Source organism: Pararhizobium sp. LjRoot238, assembly GCF_964252955.1.
In the GTDB taxonomy this organism is placed as follows: Bacteria; Pseudomonadota; Alphaproteobacteria; order Rhizobiales; family Rhizobiaceae; genus Pararhizobium.
Window position 1 is genome coordinate 2,125,931 of sequence record NZ_CAXUPP020000001.1, and the last position, 25,037, is coordinate 2,150,967.

A 25,037-nucleotide genomic window follows, 5' to 3' on the forward strand; every position below is an offset into this window, starting at 1 on the left:
CGATGACCATTTCCAGTCCAGCCCTCCCCAAGCGAACCGTGCGCGTCAATCTCGGTGACCGCTCCTACGATATCCTCATCGGTCCCGGCCTAATCGCGACGGCGGCGGGCGAAATTGCCGCTCGGCTGAAGGGCCGCAGGATGGCGGTGATCACCGACGAGCATGTTGCGCCGCTCTACCTCGAGCCGCTGATGGCGAGCTTGAAGGCGAAGGAGATCGAGGCTGTTTCCCTCGTCCTGCCTGCCGGTGAAAAGACCAAGAGCTTCGAACATCTGATCCCCGTCTGCGATGCGATCCTCGGTGCGCGGATCGAGCGCAATGATGCGGTGATCGCGCTCGGCGGTGGCGTCATCGGCGATCTCACCGGCTTTGCCGCGGGCATCGCCCGGCGCGGGTCGCGGTTCATCCAGATCCCGACCTCGCTGCTGGCGCAGGTGGATTCCTCGGTCGGCGGCAAGACCGGCATCAATTCGCCGCACGGCAAGAACCTGATCGGCGTCTTCCATCAGCCCGACCTCGTGCTCGCCGATACCGATGTGCTCGATACGCTGAGCCCGCGCGAGTTCCGGGCCGGTTATGCCGAAGTCGCCAAATATGGCCTGATCGACAAGCCGGATTTCTTCGCCTGGCTTGAAAAGAACTGGCAGGCCGTGTTTGCCGGCGGCGACGCTCGCATCGAGGCGATCGCCATCAGTTGCCAGGCGAAAGCCGATGTCGTCGCAGCCGACGAGCGCGAAAACGGTCTGCGCGCGCTCCTCAATCTCGGCCACACCTTCGGTCATGCACTCGAAGCAGCCACGCAGTATGATGGCAGCCGGTTGGTGCACGGCGAAGGCGTTGCGATCGGCATGGCGCTGGCGCATCAGTTTTCGGCGCGCATGAACCTCGCCAGCCCGGACGCTGCGACGCGCGTCGAGGCGCATCTGAAAGCCGTCGGTCTGCCGACCCGCATGAACGACATTCCCGGCACTTTGCCGCCGGCGGAAAAGCTGATGGATGCCATCGCCCAGGACAAGAAGGTGAAGGGCGGCAAACTGACCTTCATCCTGACGCGTGGTATCGGCCAGTCCTTCGTTGCCGACGACGTGCCTGCCAACGAAGTGCTGCGGTTTCTTGAGGAAAAGCATCCGGGATGACCAACGAGACAGTCACGGTTTTCTTGATGGATTACGGCCCGGGCATGCTGATCATCCTCCTGATGGTCCTGCTGTCGGCCTTCTTTTCCGGCTCTGAAACCGCGCTTACCGCCGCCTCCCGGGCGCGCATGCATACGCTGGAGGCCAATGGCGACGAGTGCGCAGGCCTCGTCAACAGGCTGATCGAGCGCCGCGACCGGTTGATCGGCGCGCTGTTGATCGGCAACAACCTTGCCAACATCCTCTCATCGTCTGTAGCCACCAGTCTGTTCCTGCATTTCTTCGGCGCGTCCGGCGTTGCCTATGCAACGCTGGCCATGACCGTGATCCTCGTCATCTTTGCCGAGGTACTTCCCAAGAGCTGGGCGATCTCGGCGCCGGACCGGTTTGCGCTTGGGGTGGCGCGCACCGTCAATCTCTTCGTCCTGGTCGTCGGCCCGATCTCGAGCTTGGTAAACTGGATCGTCCGGCACATCCTCGCTGTCTTCGGCATCAATCTCTCCTCCGAAATGCCGATGCTGACGGCGCATGAGGAGCTTCGCGGGGCGGTCGATCTGCTGCACCGGGAAGGTTCCGTCATCAAGGCCGACCGCGACCGGCTCGGCGGCGTGCTCGATCTCGGCGAGCTGGAAGTATCCGACATCATGATCCATCGCACGTCGATGCGCGGCATCAACGCCGATGATGCGCCGGCGGTCGCTGTTCGGGCGGTTCTTGAAAGCCCCTACACCCGCATGCCGGTCTGGCGCGGATCGACTGACAACATCATCGGCGTCGTCCATGCGAAAGACCTGCTGCGCGCGCTTGCCGAGCCGGACGTCGAGCCGGAAAATCTCGATATCGTGCGCATTGCGCAAAAGCCCTGGTTCGTGCCGGAGACGACCAACCTCAAGGAGCAGCTAAACGCCTTCCTGCGCCGCAAGATGCATTTCGCCATCGTCGTCGACGAATATGGCGAGGTGCAGGGGCTGGTGACCCTGGAGGATATTCTGGAGGAAATCGTCGGCGATATCTCCGACGAGCATGATCTGGAAATCCAGGGCGTTCGCCAGGAGGCCGACGGGTCGATCGTCGTCGACGGCAGCGTGCCGATCCGCGATCTCAACCGGGCGCTCGACTGGAACTTGCCGGATGAGGAGGCGACGACGGTCGCCGGCCTGGTCATCCACGAATCGAAGACGATCCCCGAGGAGCGCCAGGCGTTCACCTTCTACGGCAAGCGCTTCATCGTCATGAAGCGGGTGAAGAACCGCATCACCCGGCTGAGGATCAGGCCGGCTGATGACGCAGCAATGCCTCCGCCCCTGGCGTAGGGGCGAAGGCCAGTTATCAGGGTCAGGCCCGGTTCAGCGGTTGCCGATGATACCGCCAAGGGCGCCACCGAGCAGTCCGCCGGCGAATGCAGCACCCGCCGGGTCCATTCCGCCGCTGCTGCGTTCGACCGGACCTTCCAGCGTGTCTTCCGGCGGCGGCTGCTGCCGTTTGACGCGCTGCTGTGCCGCCACCTTCTGGCGCACCGGGGTCTGCGCTTTGCGAACGGCCGCGGGTGCCTTCTTCTGCGCCTCATACTGCGCGCGGATCTGCGGCATCATCGGGTCGGTCTGCACGACGAGGAACTTGTGCTGCTGCTGTGTCAGATAGGTCGTTTCGACGAGCCCGTTCTGGCGCTGCCAGGCGCCGATCGCGCCGCGTGACTTGGCGCCGAGTGCGCCGTCCGCACCGCCGGTGACATGGCCCAGTGCCCCGAGCCGCAGTTGCAGGTCGATCCGGGCTCCCTTGTCGAGGTTCAGCGCGGCTTCCGTTTCCGGCGTGCCGACAGTCAGCTTGACGTCGTCAGGAACGGCAACGGCAGTTCTGATCTGCGAAGCCGATGCGCTTGCTTCGCCGGCAGGCGCCACCGAAGCGACGTCGGTCGCAGCCACCGTCTTCAACTGGTCGAGATTGAGCTTGGCCAGCGTCGCGAAATTGCCATTCGGGTATTGCTGCAGGTAAAGCTCGTAATGCGCCACGGTGTTGCGCTTGGAGGCCTCTTCCCAGAGCTTCTGCTCCACGGTCCAGTTGACGTCGGTCTTGTCGGACGAGGCGCTGGTGTTTGCGGTGGCTTTGACGTCCGTCGCCGGGGTCTGTGCCGCTTGCGCCGAGGCGTCGCCGCCGATGAAGACTTCGCGGGAGAGGGAGGCATTGTGCCATGGACGCTGCGCGCCCCCCGTTGCTTCCGATACGTCGGCCCGCACCCGTGTCAGGGCGCTCTGGATTTCCAGGCCCGGCGTCGTCAGGTGCCGTGCAAGGGCTGTTGTGTAGGGGCTGTTGATGCCCTTGCCGTCGTAGGCGACGGCGCCTGGATCGGTCGCATAGGCGATCAGCAGTCCGCCGGAACCCGCGCTCTGGCCGTTGGCCTGCACCGGCGCCAGGCCGACGCCCATCGAGGCGGAACGGCTGGCCGGCAGCACCTTTGCCAGTGAGCGTGCCAGCGGATTGTCGCGGCAGGCGTCGAGAATGATGATGCTGACGGCCGGATCTGGCGGCAGGGCGCCAAGAACCTTGTCGGCCGGAATGGTGCGGGTCTGAAGCTGCGCCGCCTTTTCCAGCTGCGCGTCGATCGGGACGAGATAGTTGCGGCCGTCCACCTGCAGCCCGTGGCCGGCATAGTAGACGATTGCGACCTCGGCGTCGTAGGCGATCTCGGTGAACTGATCGACCAGCGCCGTCATCGCCGCCTTGTCGAGATTTTCCCCGTCAAGCACGGTAAAGCCTGCAGCGCGCAGCGTTTCCGACATCAGCTTGGCGTCGTTTTTCGGATTGGGTAGCTCAACCGCGTGCTGATACGCGCTGTTGCCCATGACCAGCGCGACGCGTTTGCCTGGAGGCGTCGATGCCGATGCGTAATCCATTGATAAAAACGCGGCGACAAACGCCGCGACAAGCCCAAACCTCCTGAGCATAGTCTTGACCCCAAAAAACAAGGCCGGCCGGACAACCTTGGTCGGCTGCGCCTTAAAGATGAAAATTTTCCGTATGTCGCAATTTCAACGGACCACGAGATCCGTCCATTTTTCACCCGCTACAATTGTAGATGCGGGACCGAAAACCGTCAAATTCGGCAAGCGTCGAGTCTGGTGGGTTCAGTCAGGCATTGCGACAGGGTTAGCACGCCCGTTACCAGCGTGTTGTTTCCCCGGGAACAGCGGGTTCGACCGCAAGCGCATGCAGCCCGGCGTCGAATTCCGGTTTCAGGAGATCGTTGATGGCCCGGTGGCGGGCGACGCGGCTCATGCCGATAAAGGCGCTCGAGACGATGCGCACGCGCATATGGGTCTCGCCGGTGCCGTGAAAATCCGGCTGATGGCCCGCGTGCAGATGGCTTTCATTGATGACGATCAGCCGTTCGGGTGCAAAGGCCGCCTTGAGTTTTGTTTCGATGCGGCCTTGAAGCGACATGTTTTAGCCCCGTTTCTCTGGCTTTTCCGGTGCCTTGACCGCAGACGAAAGACCCGTTCCGGATTGCTTTTTGCTCAGTGCAAAATGGTTTCACAAAGCCAGCAACATTCCGATTTGTCAATTCTTGTTGTGGTGCCCGTAACACCCCATAATTAGCGTCATGAAACTCGATTCAAAATACTTCGATGGCATCCGGACCCGCCGCAAGGTGAACCAGAAACCGGAACCGATGGCCCCCAAATGCCAGTGGGACGGGTGCGAGGAAAATGCTGTGCATCGCGCGCCTGTGGGGCGCAATGCCGAGAACGAATATTTCATGTTCTGCTTCGAGCACGTGAAGGAATACAACAAGGGCTATAACTACTTTTCCGGCCTTTCCGACAATGAGATCGCGCGCTATCAGAAGGAAGCTCTGACCGGACATCGCCCGACCTGGACGGTCGGCGTCAACAAGAATGCCAAGAACGGTCCGGCGCAGTCGCAGATGCGGTCCGGTTCTGCCGGCGCACAGGCCCGCATGCGCGATCCGTTCGGCTTCGTCGAGCAGGCGCGCGCCCGCACTGCGCGGCAGGAACCGCGCTTGCGCAAGCTGAAGACGCTGGAGGCCAAGGCCTTCGATACGCTCGGCCTGCATGCCAATGCCACAGCCGCCGACGTCAAGGCCGCCTACAAAGAGCTTGTAAAAAAGCATCACCCCGATGCAAATGGCGGAGACAGGGGATCGGAAGAGCGTTTTCGCGCCGTGATCCAGGCATATCAATTGTTAAAACAGGCTGGCTTCTGCTAGTAACCCGTTTTATTACGGTCACACATTTAAAAGGCATAGACGCGACGCCCCCACGAGAAAAATCAAGGGGCTTCCGTGCTGGAGACATGATGAGCAAGGTAGACCTCGACATTTCCAACCTTCCCGACACGACTGTTTCCGTCCGCGACGTTTTCGGTATCGATACCGATCTCAGGGTTCCGGCCTATTCCAAGGCCGATGCCTATGTTCCGGACGTCGATCCGGACTATCTGTTCGATCGCGAAACCACGCTCGCGATTCTCGCAGGCTTTGCCCACAACCGCCGTGTCATGGTCTCCGGTTATCACGGCACGGGCAAGTCGACCCATATCGAGCAGGTCGCAGCACGTCTCAACTGGCCTTGCGTGCGCGTCAACCTCGACAGCCACGTCAGCCGCATCGATCTCGTCGGCAAGGACGCGATCGTCGTCAAGGACGGGATGCAGGTCACCGAATTCAAGGACGGCATCCTGCCCTGGGCCTACCAGCACAATGTCGCGCTCGTCTTCGACGAATACGATGCCGGCCGCCCGGATGTGATGTTCGTCATCCAGCGCGTGCTCGAATCGTCGGGACGACTGACATTGCTCGACCAGAGCCGCGTCATCCGCCCGCATCCGGCCTTCCGCCTGTTTGCGACCGCCAACACCGTCGGCCTCGGCGATACGACCGGCCTTTATCACGGCACGCAGCAGATCAACCAGGCGCAGATGGACCGCTGGTCGATCGTCACCACGCTGAACTACCTGCCGCACGACAACGAGGTTGACATCGTCGCAGCCAAGGTCAAGGGCTTCACCAAGGACAAGGGCCGCGAAACGGTCTCGAAGATGGTGCGCGTCGCCGATCTCACCCGCGCCGCCTTCATCAATGGCGACCTGTCGACCGTCATGAGCCCGCGTACGGTCATCACTTGGGCAGAAAACGCGTATATCTTCGGCGATATCGCCTTTGCCTTCCGCATCACCTTCCTCAACAAATGCGACGAGCTCGAGCGGCCTCTGGTGGCCGAACATTATCAGCGCGCCTTCGGTGTCGAGCTGAAGGAAAGCGCTGCCAATATCGTGCTCGAAGCCACGGCCTGATCCATGTCGGGCCGCGGCGACAATTCGAAAGCAAGGCCAACGGGCGTCGTCGATGTCGAACCGTTCCGCCGCGCGCTGACCGGTTGCATTCGCTCGATTGCCGGCGACGCGGAAATCGAGGTGGTGTTCGCCAACGAACGTCCCGGCCTTGCCGGCGAACGTGTGCGGCTGCCGGAAATCTCCAAGCGCCCGACCCGGCAGGAACTTGCGGTTACGCGCGGGCTCGGCGACAGCATGGCGTTGCGCAAGGCCTGCCACGATCAGCGCGTCCATGCGACCATGTCGCCGCAGGGGGCGGATGCGCGGGCAATCTTCGATGCGGTGGAGCAGGCGCGCGTCGAAGCGATTGGTTCGCTGAGGATGACCGGGGTTGCGAGCAATATCGCCTCCATGCTCGAAGAGAAATATGCCAGGGCCAATTTCGGCAATATCGACCGGCAGGCGGATGCGCCGCTGGAGGAAGCGATTGCGCTGATCGTGCGCGAGAAGCTGACGGGCCAGAAGCCGCCCGCCTCGGCCGGCAAGGTGCTCGACCTCTGGCGCGATTTCATCGAGCAAAAAGCCGCCGCCGACATGAAGAACCTGCCGGCCGCCGTCAACGACCAGCAGGCCTTTGCCCGCGTCGTGCGCGACATGCTGACCTCGATGGACGTTGCCGAGAAATACGGCGACGATGACGTCGAGCCTGATGATCAGGATACCCAGACCGACGAGGACCAGCCGCGCAGCCAGGAGCAGGATGAAAACAGCTCCGACGAGGATGCCGGCTCCGACGCCGCCCCCGCCGACGAGAACGAATCTGCCGACGAGCAGATGGACGAAGGCGAGATGGACGGCGCCGAGATCTCCGAAGACGAGATGTCGGATGACGGCGAGGACGACAGCGAGACGCCCGGCGAGGTCAAGCGACCGGCCCATCCCTTCGACGATTTCAACGAGAAGGTCGATTACACCGTCTTCACCGAGGAGTTCGACGAGACCATCTCGTCCGAGGAACTGTGCGACGAGGCCGAGCTCGACCGTCTGCGCGCCTTCCTCGACAAGCAGTTGGCCCATCTTCAGGGCGCCGTCGGGCGTCTCGCCAACCGGCTGCAGCGCCGCCTGATGGCGCAGCAGAATCGCTCCTGGGAATTCGACCTGGAAGAGGGCTATCTCGATTCGGCGCGCCTGACACGCATGATCATCGATCCGATGCAGCCGCTCTCCTTCAAGCGCGAGAAGGATACCAACTTCCGCGATACGGTGGTGACGCTTTTGATCGACAATTCCGGCTCGATGCGCGGCCGGCCGATCACGGTTGCCGCCACCTGCGCCGATATCCTTGCCCGCACGCTGGAGCGCTGCGGCGTCAAGGTCGAGATCCTCGGCTTCACTACCAAGGCCTGGAAGGGCGGACAGTCGCGCGAAAAGTGGCTGGCGAGCGGCAAGCCGCAGACGCCGGGCCGCCTCAACGACCTGCGCCACATCGTCTACAAGTCCGCGGATGCCCCATGGCGGCGCGCCCGCCGCAATCTCGGCCTGATGATGCGCGAAGGTCTGCTGAAAGAAAACATCGACGGCGAGGCGCTGATCTGGGCGCACAACCGGCTGCTCGGCCGCTCCGAGCAGCGCCGTATCTTGATGATGATCTCCGATGGCGCGCCGGTCGATGATTCGACCTTGTCGGTCAATCCGGGCAATTATCTCGAGCGGCATCTGCGTGCGGTGATCGAGCAGATCGAGACGCGTTCGCCGGTGGAACTGCTGGCGATCGGTATCGGCCATGATGTGACGCGTTACTATCGCCGCGCCGTGACGATCGTCGATGCCGATGAACTGGCCGGTGCGATGACCGAGCAGCTCGCGTCACTCTTTGATGACGAGAGCACCCGGCGTCGCTCGGCTCCTACACGGCGGCGTGCCGGTTGAGAGATCGATCGGGGCTACGATCGCTGTCCCGGTTTTGTTTGCGTATTGTTTATTTGATTTTTCGAGGAGCAACATTGCATGCTCTGCGCCGGTCTGCCGGAAGGAATTCTATTGAAAGCGACACTGATTCGGGCCGCCGCTTTTTCCCTCACTCTCGCCGTGATGCCGGCCGCTGCCGCGTCCCTCCCGGCGCAGGAAACCGTCCCGGTGACAAGCCGGCAGATCGGAAATTTCAAGATCGGCTCGAACCAGAAACGGTTTGGAAAGCTGGAATTCATCGGCGGCGTCGAGATGTCGTCGAGCAACGCCTTGCTGGGCGCAATCTCCTCGATCCGCCTCCGGCCGGACCGGAAGTCCTTCCTCGCCGTGATGGATACCGGCCACTGGGCCGAGGGCGAAATCGTCCGTGACGCGGAAGGCCGGCTGGCAGGCGTCAGCGATCTGACCGTGACATCGATGATCGATGCCAATGGCCGATCCGAGCAGGTCAAGGGCGTCATGGACAGCGAGGGATTGGCGCTGCGCGACGGCGAGGCGCTTGTCAGCATCGAGCAGATGAATCTCGTCAAGGTCTATCCCGATCCCGGATTTGCGCGGTCGCGCCCGGTCGCGACGCTCCCCGCGCTCATTCCGCCGAAATCCCTGCGCAGCAATCGGGGGCTTGAGACCATCGCCGTTTCTCCGAAGGAAAGCCCGCTTGCCAGCGGCGCCGTGGTCGTCTCGGAGCTCAGTCTGGACAAGGCTGCGCATATTTATGCAGCCGTTCTCGACGGCCCGCGCAAGGGCGTCTTCGGCGTCGTCCAGAAAAAGCCCTTCGCCGTTACCGACGGTGCATTCCTGCCGAATGGCGATCTTCTGCTTTTGGAGCGCCGGTTCAGTTTCGCCGAAGGCATCGGCATGCAGATACGCCGAATCAAGGGCGATGACATCAAGCCGGGCGCCGCGGTCGACGGCGAGATATTGTTGCAGGCCGACATGGGTTATCAGATCGACAACATGGAAGGCCTGGATATTGTCGTGGAGCCCGGCGGCGACACCCACGTCATCATCGTTTCCGATGACAACCACTCGATCCTCGAGCGCAACCTGATGCTGGAATTCCGCCTGGTTGATTGACGAGCTATTGCGCGGACCTGGCTGCGCCGAGAGTTCCGAGCAAGCTCGCCCCCCTCTGTCGCTTCAAATAACTCAGGCGCTCGCCTTCAGGGCCGGCATTGGCCGGATGTCGCTCATCAGCGCGCCGTAGGGCAGGAGCATCGCCAGACCGACGAAAATCTTGACGCCGAGATCGCCGAGCGCCCAGGAAATCCACCGCGGCGCTTCGGCAGTCATGACGCCGAGGATCGGCGCGCTTTCCAGTGCGAACGGATCGTTTGGGCTCAGCGTTTTTTATCCTGGGGTATGCCACCAGTTGGAGGAACATGGATTGACGATTTGCCGCGCTCAAGCCCGGCAAGATCAGCGATGATTGATTGAAAACGTCAGACGAGAAAAAGGCTCGCCGGTTGCCCGAGCAAGCCTCTCAAATCGCGATGCGCAAATCTGCTGATTAAGCAGCGACTGCTTCAGCCGTCTTCTTGACGATCTGGCGGCGCAGCAGGCGAGCGCGCATGGACAGTTCGGTTTCGTCAGCCTTGAGCAGGAAAGCGTCGAGGCCGCCGCGGTGTTCGACCGAACGCAGGGCTGCAGCCGAAACGCGCAGACGGTAACGCTGGCCAAGCGCGTCGGAGATCAACGTGACGCTGCACAGGTTCGGCAGGAACTTGCGCTTGGTCTTGTTGTTCGCGTGGCTCACATTGTTGCCCGACTGGACGCCCTTGCCGGTCAATTCGCAACTACGGGACATGATGCACCTATTTTTCTTTTCGGCTTCGGTCCATGCGTTAGCGGGCCTAAGCGCCCAGGCCGCATTCCGTTGGCCATGATTGGAAAGTTGCGGTTCTATAGTCAGGCAGAGCCCCGCCGTCAAGCCAAACCTTCGTTTTCCGGGAAAACTCTTGAGATCCCCGCCGGTTTTACAAGGCCGGGAGAGCTTCGATTGTGGTTGGTCGCGTTCCCATACATCTTTGACCGGCGCAATTCCACTTTGTTGCGCGGTGGGTTAAAGCTTGTGGCAAACGCAGGTCTTGCGGCGCAGAAATGCCGCAAACCCGCCGTATCTGCCAAGGTTGCTTGAACGGGAATTGGGAAGGGCTTGCGGAATGAACTGGCGCATCGGTATCTCGGCGCTTCTGGCTTTCGTCACGACGACGTTTTCCACAGGCTCGGCTCGGGCTGTCGAGGTGAAGCACAACACGGATTACAGCATTTCGCTGGCGGGCCTGCCGATTGCCAGGGCGTCGTTCCACACCGAATTCAAGGCCGATCGATACACCATTTCTGGCACGATGAATTCGGCCGGCCTCGCCGACATCTTCGCCCAGACCTCCGGTCAGACCTCCGTTTCCGGCGTCGTCGGCCGGGATCGTTTAAGCGCTTCGGAATATCGGGTGCGCTATCAGACGGGCAAGAAGGGCAGGGCGATTGACGTCCGTTTCAACAACGGAAACGTCCTGTCGGCTTCGATGAAGCCGGCCCGCCGAATTCCGAAAAACTGGGTGCCGGTGACCAAGGCCGACATGCGCAACGTCGTCGATCCGCTTTCCGGCCTGATCTTTCCCGCGGACACACGCGTCTGCCCGAAGAGCGTGCCGATCTTCGACGGCGAATCACGGATGGACCTGAAACTCTCGGCAAAAGGCACCAAACCGTTCAAGACCGAGGGTTTCGAAGGCGACGTCATCGTCTGCGGCATCAAGTTCGTGCCCAGATCCGGCTACCGTAAGGGGCGCCTGGACGTCGATTACCTGCGCAAGCTGGAAACCATGGAAATCTGGTTTGCCAAGGCTGATGCCGCGAATGTATATGCTCCCGTCTATGTCCGGATCCCGACGCGGCTCGGGCCAGTCACAGTCTGGGCCACCAAATTCGGCGGCTGATATTTCCTTTCAATGCCCGGGGGCAGGCGCATGAAGTTCAAGGCAACGCTGATCGGTTTTTCGGCGATCCTGATGTGGTCGCTGCTGGCCTTGTTCACGGCCGCCTCGGGCACCATGCCGCCGTTCCAACTATCGGCGATCTGCTTTTCCATCGGCAGCCTGCCCGGGATCATCGTATTGCTGCTGAAGCCACAGCGGCTTGCCCTGTTGAAACAGCCGGCAAAAGTCTGGATCGTCGGCATTGCCGGGCTGTTCGGCTATCACTTCCTCTATTTCACGGCGCTGCGCAACGCGCCCGCGGTTGAGGCCGGGCTCATCGCCTATCTCTGGCCTCTGCTCATCGTCGTCGGCTCAGCGCTCCTGCCGGGCGAGCGTCTGCGCTGGTATCACATCGCCGGCGCGTTTTGCGGTCTTGCCGGTACCATCCTAATCGTCGCCCGCAATGGGGTTCAGTTTGATGATGCTTATGCGATGGGCTATGGCGCGGCTTTGGCCTGCGCCTTCACCTGGTCCGCCTATTCGTTGTTGACCCGGCGTTTCGATGCCGTCTCGACGGATGTCGTCACCGGCTTCTGCCTGGCGACCGCGGCGTTGTCGTTCCTCTGCCACCTCGGTCTGGAAACGACGGTTTGGCCGGAAACGGCAACGCAGTGGATCGCGGTCGCCGGTCTCGGGCTGCTGCCGGTCGGTGCGGCCTTCTACGCTTGGGACTACGGCGTCAAGAACGGCAATATCCAGATCCTCGGCGTCGCCAGTTATGCGGCTCCTGTGCTTTCCACGCTCGTCCTCATCCTGTTCGGCTTTGCCGAGCCGTCCTGGCGCATCGCGCTCGCCTGCCTGTTCGTGACCGGTGGGGCGGTGCTCGCGGCCAAGGACGTCATTTTCCGCGATCGGGCAGAAGCCGCGCAGCCCGCAGAATAGAGATCACGCCGTAGGCGGTTGCCAGTCCGGCGGCGCCATTTCGAAGGCGGAAAAATCGAAGCCCGGCGATACGGTGCAGCCAACCAAAGTCCATGCTCCGAGCGAGGCCGCCGACTGCCACCAGTCGGCGGGCACGATCGCCTGCGGCCGCTCGCCGCTTAAAATATCCGGGCCGAGTGTGACGCGCGTCGCCGGTTTGCCATCCCTGGCGATGCTCAGCGCCAGCGGTGCGCCCGCATAAAAGTGCCAGACCTCGACTGCGTCACGAACACGGTGCCAGTGCGAACGCCCGCCGCGCTCCAGCAGATAGTAGATGGCGGTGGAGTGCCCGCGCGCACCGCCCGCCTCATCCTTGAAGGTCTGGATGTACCAACCGCCCTCGGGATGGCGCTGCATCTTCAGCGTCTCGATGATCGCCTGGGCCGAGAGTGGCAACTGCACGTCCATCAGAAATTGTCCTTGCGCTGGCGGATCTCGGCGAAGACGTCGGCATCCGATGCGTCCGGCATATCGAGATTTGCACGTATTCCGGCGTCATGCGGCCGCAGGAAGGGGTTGGTCTGCTTCTCCAGTCCGAGCGTCGTCGGCGCCGTGGGTTCGTCCCTTGCCCGGATCGCGTCGATATCGGCCGCGCGTTTTTTCAAGACCTCGTTTTGCGGATCGATGGTCAGGGCGAAACGGGCATTCGACTGGGTGTATTCGTGGCCGAAATAGACCGTGGTGTCGTCCGGCAAGGCCATCAGCTTCTGCAGCGACGCCCACATCTGCGCCGCCGTGCCTTCGAACAGCCGTCCGCAGCCGAGCGCAAACAGCGTGTCGGCGGAAAACAAGAGCTTGTCCTCGGGGAAATGAAAGCAGACGTGCCCGGCGGTATGCCCAGGCGTTTCGAAGACATCGACCCTGTGGCCGGCAAAATCGAAATGGCCGCCGTCGCCGATCGTCCGGTCGATGCCGGGGATTTTGCTCGCCTCGTTCTCCGGCCCGATGATCGTTACGCCAAACGCCTCCTTCAGCGCCAGGTTCGCCGATACATGGTCCGGGTGATGATGGGTCGTCAGAATATGCGTCAATGTCCAGCCGCGCCGTTTCAGCGCGCCAAGGATCGGCTGTTCTTCCGGCGCATCGATGGAGGCGGTCGCGCCGCTTACAGGGTCATGGACCAGCACGCCGAAATTGTCGGTGCGGCAGAGAAAGAGGTCGAGTTCGAGATTGGCCATGATATGGCTCCTGGCAGAGACGGGTCGTTACGGCAAATGTAGTGACGGACGCCTTGAAGTCCACCCGTTCCAGACTAACATGGTGCTCATGCACGCAGATATTGTCGACCTTCGCGAGTTCTATCATTCCGGCCTCGGACATTTTGCCGAACAGTCGATCAGCATGGCGCTGTCGTCCGTCTGGGCGCGGCTGCCGGAGGAGCGGCTGGTCGGGCTCGGTTATGCCGTGCCCTATCTCGACCGTTTTCGCGCCGATACTGAGCGGACCTTCGCCTTCATGCCGGCAGGGCAGGGCGCGGTGAACTGGCCGGTCGCCGAACTGTCCTCGACGGCGCTGATCTTCGACGAGGAACTGCCCTTGCCGGATTCGTCGGTCGACCGGGTGCTGATGGTGCATTCTCTGGAATTCGCCGAAAATCCGCGCGAGACGATGAAGGAACTCTGGCGCGTCCTTGCGCCCGGCGGCCGCCTCGTCATCGTCGTGCCGAACCGCCGTGGCGTCTGGGCCCGCATGGAGCATACGCCGTTCGGCTCCGGCCGCCCCTATTCGCGCGGACAATTGACGGCGCTTCTGCGCGAAACCAATTTCACGCCCGGCGCATCCGCCGACGCGCTGTTCTTCCCTCCCTCCAAGCTGAAGATGGTGCTCAGGCTGCGCAGCGCCTTTGAGCGGATTGGCCGGTCGCTTTGGCCGGTGTTTTCCGGCGTCATCATCGTCGAGGCCCAGAAACGGCTCTACCAGGGCCTGCCGGTGGCCGCCCGCGCCTCCCGGCGTGTCTTCGTGCCGGTGCTGGCGCCGCATGGCGTTCCGACGACACGGGAAGCGTGGTTCTGATCATTGGCGACAGAGCAAGCTCGCCCCCCTCTGTCAGCTTTGCTGACATCTCCCCCACGGGTGGGGAGATTGTTCTTTTCCCTTGTGGGCTCAAAACCTGCGGTTAATCTCCCCCCTTGTGGGGGAGATGTCACGGAGTGACAGAGGGGGGTGACGCGGCAAACGCAATACAATTGACCGCAGTCTCGTCGCCTCTACTCGACAAAATCAGCAATCGCCGGTATTGGCTGGACCTCGTCTTTTGTCCCCGGAAAGCTGATCCCATGAGCGCTGAACTGCAAAGCCCCGCACCCCGCCCCGGTATTCTTGATATTGCCGCCTACGTGCCGGGAAAGGAGCACGCTCCGGGCGTCGACAAGGTCTACAAGCTTTCCTCCAACGAAACCCCGATGGGCGCGAGCCCGAAGGCGATAGAGGCCTTCCAGCAGGCGGCGACAAGCCTTGAGCGTTATCCGGATGGCCAGGCGGTGGAACTGCGCGAGGCGATCGCTTCCGTGCACGGCCTGAATGCCGCCAACCTGATCTGCGGCAATGGTTCCGACGAACTGCTCGGCCTGCTCTGCCACGTCTATCTGTCGCGCGGCGACGAGGGCATCATCACCGAGCACGGCTTCCTCGTCTACAAGATCCAGATCATGGGTGCCGGCGCGACGCCAGTCGTCGTCAAGGAAAAGGATTGCCGCGTCGATGTCGACGCCATCCTCGCCGCCGTGACCGAGAAGACGAAGATCGTCTTCATCGCCAATCCGGGCAATCCGACGGGTACCTATGTTCCCGTCGAAGAGGTCCGCCGTCTCCAGGCCGGCCTGCCGAAGCATGTCATCCTCGTTCTCGACGCCGCTTATGCCGAATATGTCCGTCGCAACGACTATGAGGCAGGGCTCGAACTCGTCTCGTCGAACCGCAACGTGGTGATGACCCGCACCTTCTCGAAGGTCTACGGTCTTGCGGCGCTGCGCGTCGGCTGGATGTACGCGCCCCTTGCCATTATCGATGCGCTGAACCGCGTGCGCGGCCCGTTCAACATGAACGCTCCAGCCATCTCCGCCGGTGCCGCTGCCATTCGTGATCAGGCCTTCATCGCCACCGCCGTCGATCACAACCTCGAATGGCTCGGCAAGGTTACAGGCGCTCTCAGCTCGATCGGCCTCAAGGTGACGCCGTCGGTCGCCAATTTCGTGCTCATCCATTTCCCGGATGTGGACGGCAAGCGGGCGCTCGAGGCCGACGCGTTCCTGACGAGCCGCGGCTTCATCCTGCGGGCCGTGCGCGCCTACGGTCTTCCCAACGCGCTGCGCATGACGATCGGTTCGGCGGAGGCCAATGAAGGCGTGATCGCCGCGCTGACCGAGTTCATGGGCCGGGCGTGATGGCAAAGCAATTTGACACCATCGCGCTGGTCGGTATCGGCCTGATCGGCTCGTCGATCGCGCGCGAGATCAAGGACAAGGGCCTTGCCGGTTCCGTTACGGTCTCTTCGCGCAGCGACGCGACGTTGAAGCGCGCGCAGGAACTTGGGCTCGGCGACCGCTACACGACATCCGCTGCCGAGGCTGTGAAGGATGCCGATCTGGTGATCGTTTCCGTCCCGGTCGGCGCGTCCGGTGCCGTTGCGGCAGAGATCGCGGCCAATTTGAAGCCGGGCGCAATCGTCACCGATGTCGGCTCGACCAAGGGCTCGGTCATTGCGCAGATGGCACCGCATATGCCGCAAGGCGTGCATTTCATACCAGGTCACCCGATCGCCGGTACGGAATATTCCGGTCCGGATGCCGGCTTCATCGGCCTGTTCAAGGGACGCTGGTGCATCCTGACGCCGTTGCCGCAGACCGACGAGGCGGCGAAGCAGAAACTGCGCACCTTTTGGGAAACGCTGGGCTCGATGGTCGATGACATGGACGCCGAGCATCACGACAAGGTTCTGGCGATCGTTTCGCACCTGCCGCACATCATCGCCTACAATATCGTCGGCACGGCCGACGATCTGGAAGCGGTGACCGAATCGGAAGTGATCAAATACTCGGCCTCCGGTTTCCGCGATTTCACCCGTCTTGCCGCTTCCGACCCGACCATGTGGCGGGACGTCTGCCTGCACAACAAGGATGCGATCCTCGAAATGCTGGCACGGTTCTCGGAGGATCTAGCCTACCTGCAGCGGGCGATCCGCTGGGGCGATGGTGACAAGCTGTTTGATCTCTTCACCCGCACCCGCGCCATCCGCCGCTCGATCATCCAGGCAGGCCAGGACACCGAGATGGCCGACTTCGGCCGCCACGCGATGGATCAGAAATAGCGGGACGCCGCGGCGTCACAGCTGTGGCAGTTCGCCGATCGGGAAGAAGGCCAGGAAGGCGATGCCGTCGCGGACGTTCAGCTTCACGGTCGCCTCGTTCTTGCCATCGGCAAGCGCCGTCAGCATGTTGGCGATGTTGTTGACCATGGCCGTGCCGTCTTCATGTGAAAACACCTTTACAAGGTTCTGACGCCAGCCTTCGATGTTCTTCATCGTGACGCTGAACTCGCCGGAGATCAGCCCCTGATCGTTGACGGTAAAGGGGCCGGTTGCGGTGGTGACCATGCCGCCGCCCAGATCGAGCGTCAGGTTGCGCATCTCGCCCTTGCTGTTGCGAAGCGCGCCGGGCTTCAGCCCGCCGGCATTCATCAGTGCGGCGCGATCGACAAATGTCATGTCCGCGTCGGCGCTGAGCAGCGGCAGCAGGCTTGGTCCATTGTCCAGCTTTCCGTCGAATCCGTCGACGCTGAGTGCGGCATCTAGGTCCGGACCGTTCTGGCGGAAATGCGCCTCGCCATGCCCGGCGCTGAAGGTGAGTTTGTGCGCAGCGCCTGCTAATGCGTCCTCCTCGATCGCCGGCAAAACGGCGGTACCCGCAAGCTTATCATAGGTCATCGAGGTCCGGTCGAGCCCCGAGAGCGTCGCCCGCATGCTGGCATGCAGCAGCGACCAGTCGGCCGATACCGCCAAGCCCGGAGACACGCGGATTTCCGCCGGGCCGTCGAGTTCGATCACCGCATGTCCCGGTTGGTAGACCTGGGCTGCCGAGCGCAGCGCGCCGAACGAGGCGGAAGCTCCACGTGCCGCATCGTCAAGGCGGACCGTGTCGCAGAACAGGCCGATGCGGAAAGGAAAGCCGCGTACGGTGATGCCGTCACATTCCGCGGATGATCCGTTGCCTTTGTTCTCGCTCAGAAAGGCCGGCAGCCGCGTCTCGATCTGGTTTGCCGCAAAAAACCATGCGCCGGAATAGACAACCAGAAACAGCAGGATACCGATCGCCAACCACCTGATCTTCCGGCTTCCGCCCGTGCTTTCGGCAATGTCTGCTGCTGTCATGGTCTACTCCAAGGATATCGCCCGTCTCTGACGCTGCGGCACCAGGACTTGGTCTGATGATCTGGCATCTGCTTCCGGTTGCGCGCGTTCAGGAAATCGATTCCGATTGCCGGGCTTATGCGCTAGGAAAGCACCAGAGTGATCTGTCCGCCATCCCGGCGCCGTTGGCGGCATCGGGATGGCGTCAATGTGAATGGCAGGGGATATGGACGATTTTTGGGTCTTTGGCTACGGTTCCCTGATGTGGAACCCCGGCTTTGCCTTCGAGAACAAGATGACGGCCCGGGCCTTCGGCTACCGGCGCTCGCTCTGCGTCCGCTCCTGGGTGCATCGCGGCACGCAAGAACGCCCCGGCCTGGTGTTGGGCCTCGACTACGGCGGTTCCTGCCGCGGCATGGCCTTCAAGGTCGCTCCGAAGGACAAGGCGGACGTCATCGACTATCTGCGCGAGCGCGAACTGGTCACCCATGTCTACAAGGAACGCACCATGCCGGTTAAGCTTGCCGATGGGCAGCGCGTGCCAGCGCTGGCCTACATCATCGACCGTGCCCATGTGCAGTATGCCGGCGCGCTGAGCACCGAGGAAGCGGCCGCTACTGTTGCCGGTTCTCATGGCAAATCAGGCGCGAACACGGAATATGTGATGAACACGCTTGCCCATCTGCAGGAAATGGGCATTCGCGACCACTGGCTCGAAGAAGTGGCAGCCGCCGTCCAGCGGATGCAGACTCAGGCCTGAGCCTGCAATTCCTTCAGCCGTTGCGCTGCCGTTGGCGGCAGGGGCAAATGCGGATTATCCTTCACCGTTTCCACCAGCAACGCGTCGCTGGCCTTTTCCATCACATCGACCAGTTTCTGCAGAAAGACATCGGGATCGAGACCCGCTTCGATCGGCGGTAGGATGCGCACCTTGAAATGGCCGGGGAACCGCAGGAACTTGCGGCGCGGCCAGAACAGGCCGGGATGCATGACGACCGGCACCACCGGCACGGCCAGATCACGGTAGAGCCGGGCGACGCCGTATTTATAGTGCGGCGGCGCACCGGGCGGGCGGCGCGTGCCTTCGGGGTAGATGATCAACTGGCGGCCGGTCGCCATTTCGTCCTTGGTGCGCTGCATCACCGCCGCCATCACCCTGCCACGGGCGCCGCGATCGACCGGCACCATGCGCTGTTTCTTGACATACCAACCGAACAGCGGGATCCAGACAAGTTCGCGCTTCAGGATGAAGAAGGGATCGGACAGCCAGGGCAGCAGCGCGTAAACGTCCCAGAAGGACTGATGCTTGGGGGCGAAGATATATCCCTCCTTCGGGATATTCTCGAGACCCTCGATCTCAAACGTCGTGCCGACAATCGTCTTGAACAGCCAGTGATTGCTGCGGGCCCAGTTTTTCGGCACGAACCATGCCGTCTTGCGGGGGACCAGGAAGTAGACGGGCGTCATCACGATCATCTGGGCAATCAGGTTGATGTAGAACGCGATGTTGAACAGGACCGAACGCAGGATGATCATCAGGCAGGCTTTCGCAGCAAAGGACTGATCGCTGCCTACACGAATATTCCAGGAAGGAAAACCGCTTCCCTTGCGAGTTTCCAGCGTTGTCGCTCAGTTTCCCGACGCGGCGTCGTCTTTATTTTCGGTGCGAAGGCCGCTTGTCGGATGAGCGCCGAGCGCGTCGCGCACGGATGCGATGGTCAGTTTGACGTATTCGGAAAGGATCGTCTTCAACACCATCGGATTGCGCAGCCAGTTGGTGCTCTTCAGATCGGAATTGACGACGGGATAGGCAATGAACGCGATACCGGGATTGGCGCGGCGCAGTTCCAGGAGGCTGCGCGGCATGTGGTAGTTGTTGGTGACGACGAGAATGCTCCGGTAACCGTTGTCGCGGATCCAGTTGGCGGTTTCGTTGGCATTGCCGATGGTGTCGATCGCGTCATGGCCGATGTCGACGCAGCATTTGAAGAGGTCGGCGGAACTCTGCGTATTGCGGCGAATCTGGCCGCCCGTCGTCGAAGGGTGGACGCCGGAGATGAGCAGCCGCTTGCCCGCTCCACCTTTCAAGAGTTCAACGGCCTGGTCGATCCGCTGGAAACCTCCCGTCAAGACGACGATGGCGTCGGCTCGGGGGGTGGCCGGTGGTTGCAGCGAGGCGACGGAATCTGCGAAATAGAGGAAGCCTGCCGTGGCGCAGCCGGCGACGAGCAGCAGAATATAGAATGTCAGCCGCACCAGCCGCCGGCGAAGGCTGACATGCCTGCGCACCCGCGCGCCTTTCCGCCGCATTCCGCCGCTTTCGCTCATGCCTGTCCCGGGCGCTTCGCTAGCCATTGTGATTCTTCCATACAGGCAGATTGCGGCAAGGAATGGATGCGAGGCAATGCAATTATGTCCGTCAGTTCTGATGGGTATCGATACGGGCCGGATCGGAGCGGATCAGGTCGATCTCGTAGATCGTCCGCATCACCGTGAACCGCGCGGTCAGCGTGGTCAGAAGCGCAATGACGATCATGATGGCCGCGATGCCGAGGTAGCCCGTATAGCCGATGGTAAAGTTGCCGAAGAGGGCGGTTGCCTGATCGCTTTGCGGCGTGGCAATCGATCTCGACTGCCAGAAGCCCGCGACCGCAAAACAGGCCGCGGCCAGCAGGCCGCCGGCGCCCGCGCCCTTGAGGCTGATCTTCAGGAAGTGCTTCTGGAACTCCGCGGCAACGAAACCGGCTTCGGCTCCGACGAAATGTAAAACCTCGACGATATGCCGGTTGCCCGACAGCGTCCCGCGTGTGGCGAAGATGACGGTCAGCACCATCGCGGAAAACACCAGCATCAGCACGCCGGTGCCGATCAGCGCCGTCGTATGTGCCATTGCGACCAGCCGATCGACCCAGGTGCGATGATCGTCGAGATAGGCTTGCGGGATGGTTTCCGTCAGCATCTTGCGCATCGCGGCGAAATCGGGTGGATTTTTCTCGTCGATGGTGATGATCACCAGACGCGGCACGGGAAGGTCGTCGAGATTAAGGCCTTCGCCAAGCCAAGGTTCGAGCAGCCGGGCCGTTGCCGCTTTGTCGACGATGTTGCCGTCGGTCGTGCCATCGAAGGTCAGCGCCAGGTCGCGGGCGTCGGCGAGCGCCCTTTCCATGTCCAGCTTCTCGTCCGGCTTGATCTGGATGGTGATCTCGCGGGAAATCTGGCTCTGCCAGCTTTGCGCTGTCGATCGCACCATGCTGACGGCGCCCAGCGTCAGGCAGGCGAGGAACGCCATGATGGCGATCACCAGCATCAGCGCGTTGCCGGACACATTGCCGGGCGGCACGATCGGCGCCGTCGGCCGCACGCGCAGCGCTGCCTTGCGCTCCTGCGGCGCGGCCGGCTGCGGGCGATCGGTGGCGCGGGCGTCACTCATAGATATCGAGCCGTCCCTGCGAGAGGATCATACGCCGCGCCTCGACCTGATCCATCAGCGAAAGATCATGGGTGGCGATGACGACGGCGGTGCCGAGCCGGTTGAGCTCGAGAAAGAGGTTCAGGAGCCGCCGCGCCATTGGCGGATCGACGTTGCCTGTGGGCTCGTCGGCGAGCAGGATTTCCGGCCGGTCGATCAGGGCACGGGCGATCGCGGCGCGCTGCTTCTCGCCGCCCGAGAGCACCGGCGGCAGAACGTTGATGCGCTCGCCGAGCCCGACCCAGCCGAGAAGTTCGAGAACGTCGGCGCGGTAGGACGATTCGTCCTTGCCCCGCACACGCAGCGGCAACGCGACATTCTCGTAGGTGGTCAGGTGATCGAGCAGGCGGAAATCCTGGAATACAATGCCGACGCGGCGGCGCAGCATCGGGAACTCCTCGCGCGCAATGGTCGAGATGTTGCGGTCGAACATGCGGATCAGGCCGCGCGTCGGCTTCAATGAGAGGAACAGCAACCTCAGCAGCGTCGTCTTGCCGGCGCCTGACGGGCCGGTCAGGAACTGGAAGGATTTTTTGGGAATGTCGAAGGTCAGATCGCGGAGGATTTCCGGACCCATTCCATAGCGCAATCCGACATTTTCAAAGTGAATCAACGGGTCAGTCCAGCTTCTCGTCAGGCTTCTTGCCACGCATTTCCGGCGGGTTGATGGCCTCTGCCACAGGAAACGGCGTCGCGCTCACTGCTAAGCTCCCAACATGGTTAAACAATGGTTAATTTTCGATGAAAGCAGCTGGTTCTGGGGCGTCATTTTCGAAGCATTAACCATTTAGGTTTACGTCTCGGAAAGGTTTGTTTCAATGCCCGATTCTGGCCCGCGGCCGATCCCGGCATTCTGGCGTGGCCGGTGTGGCTGCGAGAGGAGAGACCATGAACGCTTTCCGTTCCAACAGGGGCAATACCGCCCACCGGATGGACCTTCTGCCGCCCGATCGTCCTCAGCGTTCCGCCCAAACGTCAAGTGCTTCTCGCGCGACCGATATCATCGACGCGGAATTCGAGATCGTCCCCGCAAACAGCCGCCGCAATGCCTATCCGGTCTTTAACGACAATCGCCGCAGCGCCGCGCAACAAACGCGCGGCATCACCGGTGAATCGCGCGTCGCGTCGGCTCTTCCGTGGGCGGTGAACCATCTTGAACGCCTGCTCCAGACGGCGTCGCCCAAGGCGTTTGCGGTGCTTGTAACCTGCCTGTGCGCGCCCGTCTTCCTGCTTTTCGCCGGTCTTTCCCATCATCAGCCGGCCGTTGCATCTCCGGCCTTGTCCATCAACGGTGTCACCACGGCGCTCAGCGACGCCAACGGCATGAAGGTTGTTTTGATCCGCGGCGCAGTCGAAAATCTTTCCGATGCGCCGAAGGCCGTGCCGATGATCCAGGTCGATGTCATCGCCGGTGGACAGAAACGCACGGCCAGCCGGATATTCTCAGGCGAGGCAGCGCTCGCACCCGGCGAAAGCCGCCCGTTCTCGGCGCGCCTCCCACACGCAGGTGGAAAACTACCGGACGTGACGGTTTCCTTTGGCGGAAAGGGTGATTCGGCCCCGTGACTGTGCTAAGCGGCTAGCTTCCGGAGGCCTAGCACGCAGTCTCCATGACCATTTCTGGAGAATATCCGTATGCCCGTCGTCCGTGGGAAAAACATCGAACCGCTCTATTCCGCCAAGACCATCGCGGCGCGCAATATCGAACTGGCCGAGAAGATTGGACAGGGACCGATGAACGATCTGCTCGTCATTGCGGTTCTGAAGGGCTCCTTCATTTTCGCCGCCGACCTGATCCGCGCCATGCATGCGACCGGCCTTGCGCCGGAAGTCGAGTTCATCACCTTGTCGAGCTATGGCACCGGAACCGTGTCGCAGGGCGTCCGGATCATCAAGGACATCGACAGCGACGTGCATGGCCGCGACATTCTCTTGATCGACGACATCCTCGAGTCGGGCCGCACCCTGCGTTTCGCCAAGGAATTGATGTATGAGCGCGGCGCCAGGTCGGTCTCGATCGCGGTTCTTCTCGACAAGAAGGTGAAGCGTCAGACCGACCTCGAAGCCGATTATGTCGGCTTCGAATGCCCGGACTATTTCGTCGTTGGCTACGGCATGGATGTCGCCTATGCGTTCCGCGAACTGCCCTTCGTCGGCATCGTCACCGGCGACGCGGAATAACCATCCGTCCAGGGCAGCGCTGATCTGGCCATCCGCGTTTACGGAAAACAAAGAAAACTCTGGTGGTGTGACCCCCGCAGCGATGTGCTGCGGGTGAGGGACATGGCGCTTTGCACAGCACGGTCCTACTTGCATAGTTCCTTAATTCGGAATCGATTTAAGGATAAAATTATGCAGCACTTTAAAGTGCTACAGCGTCCTTTGCGCGTCATATTTGACGCGCGGCGCTGTAGCGGAGTTTGTTGCCGAAACGGAGGCCATGATGGCGAAAATCCTGATTACTGAAGATGAGGACGGCCTGCGCCGTTTCGTTGCCCGGGCGCTGCAACTGGACGGTCATGAAACCGTCGAGGCTGCCGATGGCGCCGAGGGTCTGGCCTGCCTGCGTGGCGGCGGCTTCGACCTGCTTTTGTCCGATATCCGCATGCCCGTCATGGACGGCATCGAACTCGCCCATGAAGCGTCGGCCGCCTTTCCAGCCCTGAAGATCCTTTTGATGACAGGTTATGCCGAACAGCGCGAAAGGGCCGACAATCTGACCGGCAAGGTCATCGATGTGGTCTCCAAACCCTTCACTTTGCCGGATATTCGCAAGGCCGTTGCCGTCGCTCTTGCGGCATAGAACTCTCTCGCGAACATGAGGACACCGGCTTCGCCAGCATCGTTGTGAACAAACTTGGTCCCCGAGCACACCCGGCGCCAAATGCGCCGAGCCTGTTTCGAGGCGCCCGCTCAGTTTACGCTCGAATCGGGCTTCACACGCCAGTTCGGCCGGCCGAGCTCGAAAGGCCACGCAATGACGTCGCGGTCGTTGAAATAGACGACTTCCTTGAGATCCGGAAACTGGGCATCCTTGGCGGTCACGGTTTGGATCCACGGCTGCATGTAATTGGCGTCGCCTTCATAACCCAATTCCGCGACCCAGATCGGCTTTTTGAACGGCGCCACCCGCTCATAGCCCGGCTTCAAGGCCTCCGTGAAGGTCCTGGGGGCACCATAGGCCCTTATGTCATATTCCTGCAGGCCGAAGACCGAGAGACCGACGAGATCGACATAGTTGTCGCCGGGATAGTATTTCTCCAGGCCCTCCAGCCCTTTTGGAGACCACATGATCTGAACAGTGGGGATATCTTCGCGGAACTGGTCGGCAACTTTCTTGTAGGCCTTGATATAATCCTGCGGGGGCCAGTCGGACCACGAGAAGCGGCCGGATTTGTCTTCCATTTCCTGCCCCCAGCGGATGATCACGGGGCTCTTCAAGGTCTTCACCACATCGGAAATCGCCTTGACGTTCGCATCGTAGTCCCCGGCCAGCACCTTCCGGCGGAGCTCCTCTGAACTGAGCCGCCAGTCTTCGTTCCAGGACCACGGTTCGATGGTAATCAGGAGCTTACGTTTTCGCTGCAGGGCGTATTCGTCGGCCACGCTCAGGGTTGTGAGATCGACGTCTTCCCAAGGCAGAAAGAGAGCTTCGGTCTCGACACCGGTTTGCGTGCCAAAATCACCATAAGGGTCATAGGCGCCGAATTTCGTTGCGTTTGGGTGCAACACCGGCCGCTTGTCGACCGAGGTCGCTTTCATACCCATATCTTCCGCGTAAGCGGGCCAAAGGGTCGCGCCGGCAATGATGGGCGTCACGGGCATCAGCAGAAGTGCGCCTCCCGCGACGGTTCTTACAAGTCTGTGTGTCATGTCAGCCTCCCTGGCTGGACGAACCGTTAAAGCTCTTCCTGAGCCTATCCAGGTTCGGT

Annotated in this window: 26 protein-coding genes and 1 pseudogene; 15 read left to right on the forward strand and 12 right to left on the reverse strand. The window is 61.7% G+C overall.

From position 1 onward, the window contains the following. Positions 1-2 precede the first annotated feature (2 nt). Positions 3-1,136: a 3-dehydroquinate synthase gene (aroB, locus tag ACSQ3F_RS10435; protein WP_436100145.1), complete on the forward strand. Its 1,134-nt coding sequence runs from the start codon at positions 3-5 to the stop codon at positions 1,134-1,136. Further along, the gene (locus tag ACSQ3F_RS10440) at positions 1,133-2,449 is read left to right on the forward strand and encodes an HlyC/CorC family transporter (protein WP_436100146.1); all 1,317 of its coding nucleotides are present in this window, start codon (positions 1,133-1,135) and stop codon (positions 2,447-2,449) included. Before aroB ends, ACSQ3F_RS10440 begins: the two co-directional genes overlap by 4 nt. A 33-nt stretch (positions 2,450-2,482) precedes the next feature. Here the strand turns inward: ACSQ3F_RS10440 and ACSQ3F_RS10445 are convergent, their stop codons facing one another. Both ACSQ3F_RS10445 and ACSQ3F_RS10450 read right to left on the reverse strand, forming a co-directional pair. After that, entirely contained in the window at positions 2,483-4,027 is a 1,545-nt protein-coding gene (locus ACSQ3F_RS10445; RefSeq protein WP_436100147.1) for a caspase family protein, read from the reverse strand. Between the two features lie 265 nt (positions 4,028-4,292). Then, positions 4,293-4,574 (reverse strand): BolA family protein, encoded by a 282-nt coding sequence (locus ACSQ3F_RS10450; RefSeq protein ID WP_436100148.1) that lies wholly within the window; start codon positions 4,572-4,574, stop codon positions 4,293-4,295. A gap of 151 nt (positions 4,575-4,725) precedes the next feature. On the opposite strand from ACSQ3F_RS10450, the gene ACSQ3F_RS10455 reads away from it, so the two are divergent. The 4 genes from ACSQ3F_RS10455 (at position 4,726) to ACSQ3F_RS10470 (ending at position 9,470) form a co-directional block, all read left to right on the forward strand. Then, positions 4,726-5,361 (forward strand): J domain-containing protein, encoded by a 636-nt coding sequence (locus ACSQ3F_RS10455; protein WP_436102104.1) that lies wholly within the window; start codon positions 4,726-4,728, stop codon positions 5,359-5,361. A gap of 89 nt (positions 5,362-5,450) precedes the next feature. Then, on the forward strand, positions 5,451-6,446 hold the full coding sequence (gene cobS, locus ACSQ3F_RS10460) for a cobaltochelatase subunit CobS (RefSeq protein ID WP_018327789.1): 996 nt from the start codon (positions 5,451-5,453) through the stop codon (positions 6,444-6,446). 3 nt (positions 6,447-6,449) lie between these two features. Beyond that, positions 6,450-8,354 carry a cobaltochelatase subunit CobT gene (cobT, locus tag ACSQ3F_RS10465; protein WP_436100149.1) on the forward strand — a complete coding sequence of 635 codons (1,905 nt, stop codon included), beginning with the start codon at positions 6,450-6,452 and terminating at the stop codon, positions 8,352-8,354. A 162-nt stretch (positions 8,355-8,516) separates the two neighbouring features. Continuing rightward, positions 8,517-9,470, forward strand: coding sequence for an esterase-like activity of phytase family protein (locus ACSQ3F_RS10470; RefSeq protein ID WP_436102105.1), 954 nt, complete (start codon positions 8,517-8,519; stop codon positions 9,468-9,470). A 72-nt stretch (positions 9,471-9,542) separates the two neighbouring features. Here the strand turns inward: ACSQ3F_RS10470 and ACSQ3F_RS10475 are convergent. Continuing rightward, a pseudogene (locus tag ACSQ3F_RS10475) lies at positions 9,543-9,737 on the reverse strand (VUT family protein); the annotation flags it as partial. Positions 9,738-9,903: 166 nt separating this feature from the next. Continuing rightward, a complete protein-coding gene (gene rpmB / locus ACSQ3F_RS10480; protein ID WP_026203698.1) occupies positions 9,904-10,200 on the reverse strand; it encodes a 50S ribosomal protein L28 in 297 nt (98 codons plus the stop codon). A gap of 355 nt (positions 10,201-10,555) precedes the next feature. On the opposite strand from rpmB, the gene ACSQ3F_RS10485 reads away from it, so the two are divergent. Next, positions 10,556-11,332 carry a DUF3108 domain-containing protein gene (locus ACSQ3F_RS10485; RefSeq protein WP_436100150.1) on the forward strand — a complete coding sequence of 259 codons (777 nt, stop codon included), beginning with the start codon at positions 10,556-10,558 and terminating at the stop codon, positions 11,330-11,332. A gap of 30 nt (positions 11,333-11,362) precedes the next feature. Then, positions 11,363-12,253: an aromatic amino acid exporter YddG gene (gene yddG, locus ACSQ3F_RS10490; RefSeq protein ID WP_436100151.1), complete on the forward strand. Its 891-nt coding sequence runs from the start codon at positions 11,363-11,365 to the stop codon at positions 12,251-12,253. A 3-nt stretch (positions 12,254-12,256) separates the two neighbouring features. Here the strand turns inward: yddG and ACSQ3F_RS10495 are convergent, their stop codons facing one another. Then, positions 12,257-12,700 (reverse strand): cupin domain-containing protein, encoded by a 444-nt coding sequence (locus ACSQ3F_RS10495; protein ID WP_436100152.1) that lies wholly within the window; start codon positions 12,698-12,700, stop codon positions 12,257-12,259. Continuing rightward, on the reverse strand, positions 12,700-13,470 hold the full coding sequence (gloB, locus tag ACSQ3F_RS10500; protein ID WP_436100153.1) for a hydroxyacylglutathione hydrolase: 771 nt from the start codon (positions 13,468-13,470) through the stop codon (positions 12,700-12,702). The genes ACSQ3F_RS10495 and gloB overlap by 1 nt, the downstream gene beginning before the upstream one ends. 88 nt (positions 13,471-13,558) lie before the next feature. Here gloB and ACSQ3F_RS10505 point away from each other — a divergent pair, with 88 nt between their 5' ends. The 3 genes from ACSQ3F_RS10505 (at position 13,559) to ACSQ3F_RS10515 (ending at position 16,598) form a co-directional block, all read left to right on the forward strand. After that, positions 13,559-14,305 (forward strand): class I SAM-dependent methyltransferase, encoded by a 747-nt coding sequence (locus ACSQ3F_RS10505; RefSeq protein ID WP_436102106.1) that lies wholly within the window; start codon positions 13,559-13,561, stop codon positions 14,303-14,305. A 263-nt stretch (positions 14,306-14,568) separates the two neighbouring features. Continuing rightward, the gene (gene hisC / locus ACSQ3F_RS10510) at positions 14,569-15,675 is read left to right on the forward strand and encodes a histidinol-phosphate transaminase (RefSeq protein WP_436100154.1); all 1,107 of its coding nucleotides are present in this window, start codon (positions 14,569-14,571) and stop codon (positions 15,673-15,675) included. Further along, positions 15,675-16,598 (forward strand): prephenate/arogenate dehydrogenase family protein, encoded by a 924-nt coding sequence (locus ACSQ3F_RS10515; RefSeq protein ID WP_436100155.1) that lies wholly within the window; start codon positions 15,675-15,677, stop codon positions 16,596-16,598. The genes hisC and ACSQ3F_RS10515 overlap by 1 nt, the downstream gene beginning before the upstream one ends. Before the next feature lie 15 nt (positions 16,599-16,613). On the opposite strand, the gene ACSQ3F_RS10520 is transcribed toward ACSQ3F_RS10515, so the two are convergent. Further along, on the reverse strand, positions 16,614-17,657 hold the full coding sequence (locus tag ACSQ3F_RS10520) for a DUF2125 domain-containing protein (protein WP_436100156.1): 1,044 nt from the start codon (positions 17,655-17,657) through the stop codon (positions 16,614-16,616). A gap of 193 nt (positions 17,658-17,850) precedes the next feature. Between ACSQ3F_RS10520 and ACSQ3F_RS10525 the strand changes: the two genes are divergently transcribed. After that, positions 17,851-18,396, forward strand: a complete 546-nt coding sequence (locus ACSQ3F_RS10525; RefSeq protein WP_436100157.1) for a gamma-glutamylcyclotransferase — start codon at positions 17,851-17,853, stop codon at positions 18,394-18,396. On the opposite strand, the gene ACSQ3F_RS10530 is transcribed toward ACSQ3F_RS10525, so the two are convergent. The 4 genes from ACSQ3F_RS10530 to ftsE form a co-directional block, all read right to left on the reverse strand. Further along, entirely contained in the window at positions 18,387-19,172 is a 786-nt protein-coding gene (locus ACSQ3F_RS10530; protein ID WP_436100158.1) for a lysophospholipid acyltransferase family protein, read from the reverse strand. The genes ACSQ3F_RS10525 and ACSQ3F_RS10530 overlap by 10 nt on opposite strands. Positions 19,173-19,265: 93 nt before the next feature. Beyond that, on the reverse strand, positions 19,266-19,964 hold the full coding sequence (locus tag ACSQ3F_RS10535; RefSeq protein WP_436102107.1) for a YdcF family protein: 699 nt from the start codon (positions 19,962-19,964) through the stop codon (positions 19,266-19,268). Between the two features lie 91 nt (positions 19,965-20,055). Then, positions 20,056-21,066, reverse strand: coding sequence for a cell division protein FtsX (locus ACSQ3F_RS10540; RefSeq protein WP_436100159.1), 1,011 nt, complete (start codon positions 21,064-21,066; stop codon positions 20,056-20,058). Then, entirely contained in the window at positions 21,059-21,718 is a 660-nt protein-coding gene (gene ftsE / locus ACSQ3F_RS10545; protein ID WP_436100160.1) for a cell division ATP-binding protein FtsE, read from the reverse strand. The genes ACSQ3F_RS10540 and ftsE overlap by 8 nt, the downstream gene beginning before the upstream one ends. A 275-nt stretch (positions 21,719-21,993) precedes the next feature. On the opposite strand from ftsE, the gene ACSQ3F_RS10550 reads away from it, so the two are divergent. The 3 genes from ACSQ3F_RS10550 to ACSQ3F_RS10560 all read left to right on the forward strand — a co-directional run bounded on the left by ACSQ3F_RS10550 (position 21,994) and on the right by ACSQ3F_RS10560 (position 23,908). Next, positions 21,994-22,671 (forward strand): hypothetical protein, encoded by a 678-nt coding sequence (locus ACSQ3F_RS10550; RefSeq protein WP_436100161.1) that lies wholly within the window; start codon positions 21,994-21,996, stop codon positions 22,669-22,671. A 69-nt stretch (positions 22,672-22,740) separates the two neighbouring features. Beyond that, complete coding sequence (hpt, locus tag ACSQ3F_RS10555; protein ID WP_436100162.1) at positions 22,741-23,286, forward strand: hypoxanthine phosphoribosyltransferase; 546 nt, start codon at positions 22,741-22,743, stop codon at positions 23,284-23,286. Positions 23,287-23,548: 262 nt separating this feature from the next. Beyond that, entirely contained in the window at positions 23,549-23,908 is a 360-nt protein-coding gene (locus tag ACSQ3F_RS10560; RefSeq protein ID WP_436102108.1) for a response regulator, read from the forward strand. 110 nt (positions 23,909-24,018) lie between these two features. Here ACSQ3F_RS10560 and ACSQ3F_RS10565 read toward each other — a convergent pair whose 3' ends face one another. Then, entirely contained in the window at positions 24,019-24,978 is a 960-nt protein-coding gene (locus ACSQ3F_RS10565) for a glycoside hydrolase family 26 protein (protein WP_436100163.1), read from the reverse strand. Between the last annotated feature and the right edge of the window lie 59 nt (positions 24,979-25,037).

What these genes read in the sequence shown, in the direction of transcription:
- aroB (WP_436100145.1), top strand. Translation starts at nt 3, where the DNA reads ATGACCATTTCCAGTCCAGCCCTCCCCAAGCGAACCGTGCGCGTCAAT.
- ACSQ3F_RS10440 (WP_436100146.1), top strand. Translation starts at nt 1,133, where the DNA reads ATGACCAACGAGACAGTCACGGTTTTCTTGATGGATTACGGCCCGGGC.
- ACSQ3F_RS10445 (WP_436100147.1), bottom strand. Translation starts at nt 4,027, where the DNA reads ATGGATTACGCATCGGCATCGACGCCTCCAGGCAAACGCGTCGCGCTG.
- ACSQ3F_RS10450 (WP_436100148.1), bottom strand. Translation starts at nt 4,574, where the DNA reads ATGTCGCTTCAAGGCCGCATCGAAACAAAACTCAAGGCGGCCTTTGCA.
- cobS (WP_018327789.1), top strand. Translation starts at nt 5,451, where the DNA reads ATGAGCAAGGTAGACCTCGACATTTCCAACCTTCCCGACACGACTGTT.
- cobT (WP_436100149.1), top strand. Translation starts at nt 6,450, where the DNA reads ATGTCGGGCCGCGGCGACAATTCGAAAGCAAGGCCAACGGGCGTCGTC.
- ACSQ3F_RS10470 (WP_436102105.1), top strand. Translation starts at nt 8,517, where the DNA reads ATGCCGGCCGCTGCCGCGTCCCTCCCGGCGCAGGAAACCGTCCCGGTG.
- rpmB (WP_026203698.1), bottom strand. Translation starts at nt 10,200, where the DNA reads ATGTCCCGTAGTTGCGAATTGACCGGCAAGGGCGTCCAGTCGGGCAAC.
- ACSQ3F_RS10485 (WP_436100150.1), top strand. Translation starts at nt 10,556, where the DNA reads ATGAACTGGCGCATCGGTATCTCGGCGCTTCTGGCTTTCGTCACGACG.
- yddG (WP_436100151.1), top strand. Translation starts at nt 11,363, where the DNA reads ATGAAGTTCAAGGCAACGCTGATCGGTTTTTCGGCGATCCTGATGTGG.
- ACSQ3F_RS10495 (WP_436100152.1), bottom strand. Translation starts at nt 12,700, where the DNA reads ATGGACGTGCAGTTGCCACTCTCGGCCCAGGCGATCATCGAGACGCTG.
- gloB (WP_436100153.1), bottom strand. Translation starts at nt 13,470, where the DNA reads ATGGCCAATCTCGAACTCGACCTCTTTCTCTGCCGCACCGACAATTTC.
- ACSQ3F_RS10505 (WP_436102106.1), top strand. Translation starts at nt 13,559, where the DNA reads ATGCACGCAGATATTGTCGACCTTCGCGAGTTCTATCATTCCGGCCTC.
- hisC (WP_436100154.1), top strand. Translation starts at nt 14,569, where the DNA reads ATGAGCGCTGAACTGCAAAGCCCCGCACCCCGCCCCGGTATTCTTGAT.
- ACSQ3F_RS10515 (WP_436100155.1), top strand. Translation starts at nt 15,675, where the DNA reads ATGGCAAAGCAATTTGACACCATCGCGCTGGTCGGTATCGGCCTGATC.
- ACSQ3F_RS10520 (WP_436100156.1), bottom strand. Translation starts at nt 17,657, where the DNA reads ATGACAGCAGCAGACATTGCCGAAAGCACGGGCGGAAGCCGGAAGATC.
- ACSQ3F_RS10525 (WP_436100157.1), top strand. Translation starts at nt 17,851, where the DNA reads ATGGCAGGGGATATGGACGATTTTTGGGTCTTTGGCTACGGTTCCCTG.
- ACSQ3F_RS10530 (WP_436100158.1), bottom strand. Translation starts at nt 19,172, where the DNA reads ATGATCATCCTGCGTTCGGTCCTGTTCAACATCGCGTTCTACATCAAC.
- ACSQ3F_RS10535 (WP_436102107.1), bottom strand. Translation starts at nt 19,964, where the DNA reads ATGAGCGAAAGCGGCGGAATGCGGCGGAAAGGCGCGCGGGTGCGCAGG.
- ACSQ3F_RS10540 (WP_436100159.1), bottom strand. Translation starts at nt 21,066, where the DNA reads ATGAGTGACGCCCGCGCCACCGATCGCCCGCAGCCGGCCGCGCCGCAG.
- ACSQ3F_RS10550 (WP_436100161.1), top strand. Translation starts at nt 21,994, where the DNA reads ATGAACGCTTTCCGTTCCAACAGGGGCAATACCGCCCACCGGATGGAC.
- hpt (WP_436100162.1), top strand. Translation starts at nt 22,741, where the DNA reads ATGCCCGTCGTCCGTGGGAAAAACATCGAACCGCTCTATTCCGCCAAG.
- ACSQ3F_RS10560 (WP_436102108.1), top strand. Translation starts at nt 23,549, where the DNA reads ATGGCGAAAATCCTGATTACTGAAGATGAGGACGGCCTGCGCCGTTTC.
- ACSQ3F_RS10565 (WP_436100163.1), bottom strand. Translation starts at nt 24,978, where the DNA reads ATGACACACAGACTTGTAAGAACCGTCGCGGGAGGCGCACTTCTGCTG.